Origin of the sequence: Methylopila sp. Yamaguchi (assembly GCF_002897035.1) — a bacterium.
Taxonomy (GTDB): domain Bacteria; phylum Pseudomonadota; class Alphaproteobacteria; order Rhizobiales; family Methylopilaceae; genus Methylopila.
In genome coordinates, this window is record NZ_BAUX01000035.1 from 1 (window position 1) to 1,831 (window position 1,831).

A 1,831-nucleotide genomic window follows, 5' to 3' on the forward strand; every position below is an offset into this window, starting at 1 on the left:
AGATGCTTGGTCGGACGTTGGTGACGAAGCAGACGGGTCCGTCTGGCAAGCAGGTGAACCGCCTGTATGTCGAGGAGGGTTCGCTGATCGAGAAGGAGTTCTACCTCTCGGCGCTGGTGGACCGGACGACGGGGCATGTGGCCTTCGTGGTGTCGACCGAGGGCGGGATGGACATCGAGGAGGTGGCGCACGACCACCCTGAGAAGATCCACACCGTCACGGTGGACCCGGCGACGGGGGTGCAGCCGCACCATGGGCGCACCGTCGCGAAGGCGCTCGGGCTGTCCGGGGACCTCGCCAAGCAGGCGGGCTCGCTGGTCGAGAAGCTCTATGCGGCCTTCGTCGCGACCGACATGGCGATGCTCGAGGTCAACCCGCTGATCGTGACCAAGGACGGCAAGCTGCGCTGCCTCGACGCCAAGGTGACGTTCGATTCGAACGCGCTCTACCGTCATCCGGAGCTCGCCGAGCTGCGCGACCTGACGGAGGAGGACGAGAAGGAGATCGAGGCCTCGAAGCACGACCTCGCCTACATCGCGCTCGACGGCACCATCGGCTGCATGGTGAACGGGGCGGGTCTGGCGATGGCGACGCTCGACATCATCAAGCTCTACGGCGAGGAGCCGGCCAACTTCCTGGACGTCGGCGGCGGCGCGACGGAGGAGAAGGTGACGGCGGCGTTCAAGATCATCACCGCGGACCCGCAGGTGAAGGGGATCCTCGTCAACATCTTCGGCGGGATCATGAAGTGCGACGTGATCGCGCGCGGCGTGATCGCGGCGGTGAAGGCGGTGGGGCTTCAGGTCCCGCTGGTCGTTCGGCTCGAGGGCACGAACGTCGAGGAAGGCAAGCGAATCATCGCCGAGAGCGGGCTGAACGTGCTGCCGGCGGACGACCTGGACGACGCCGCGCAGAAGATCGTGGCCGCCGTGAAGAAGGGGGCCTGAGCCATGTCGATCCTGATCGACGCGACCACCAAAGTCATCTGCCAGGGCTTCACCGGCAAGAACGGCACGTTCCACTCGGAGCAGGCGATCGCCTACGGGACCAAGATGGTCGGCGGCGTGGCGCCGGGGAAGGGCGGGCAGACGCACCTGAACCTGCCGGTGTTCGACACGGTGCGGGAGGCCCGCGAGGCGACGGGCGCCGACGCGTCGGTGGTCTACGTGCCGCCGGCGGGTGCGGCGGACGCGATCCTCGAGGCGATCGCGGCGGAGATCCCGCTTGTGGTGTGCATCACCGAGGGCGTGCCGGTGCTCGACATGGTGCGGGTGAAGCGGGCGCTCGAGGGCTCGAAGACGCGGCTGATCGGGCCGAACTGCCCGGGCGTGGTGACGGCGGGGGAGAGCAAGATCGGCATCATGCCGGGCAACATCTTCTCGCGCGGCACCGTGGGCGTGGTGTCGCGCTCGGGGACGCTGACCTATGAGGCGGTGTTCCAGACGACGCGGGAGGGCCTTGGCCAGACCACGGCGGTGGGCATCGGCGGCGACCCTGTGAAGGGGACCGAGTTCATCGACATGCTGGAGATGTTTCTGGCCGATCCGAAGACCGAGCAGATCGTGATGATCGGCGAGATTGGCGGCTCGGCGGAGGAGGACGCGGCGCAGTTCCTGGCGGACGAGGCGAAGCGCGGACGCTCGAAGCCGACCGTCGGCTTCATCGCCGGCCGCACGGCGCCTCCGGGCCGTCGGATGGGTCATGCGGGCGCGATCATCTCGGGCGGCAAGGGCGGCGCGGACGACAAGATCGCCGCCATGGAAGCCGCCGGCGTCCGCGTCTCCCCAAGCCCCGCACGGCTCGGAAAAACGCTCGTGGAACTGCTGAGGGG

Annotated in this window: 2 protein-coding genes; both read left to right on the plus strand. The window is 68.2% G+C overall.

Annotation, left to right across the window (positions count from 1 at the left end; translation table 11 throughout):
* A partial coding sequence (sucC, locus tag METY_RS20710; RefSeq protein WP_103123281.1) for an ADP-forming succinate--CoA ligase subunit beta occupies positions 1–947 on the plus strand: 947 nt, incomplete at its 5' end.
* Positions 948–950: 3 nt separating this feature from the next.
* Positions 951–1,831 (plus strand): succinate--CoA ligase subunit alpha (gene sucD / locus METY_RS20715; RefSeq protein ID WP_103123282.1); only part of this gene is annotated, 881 nt, incomplete at its 3' end.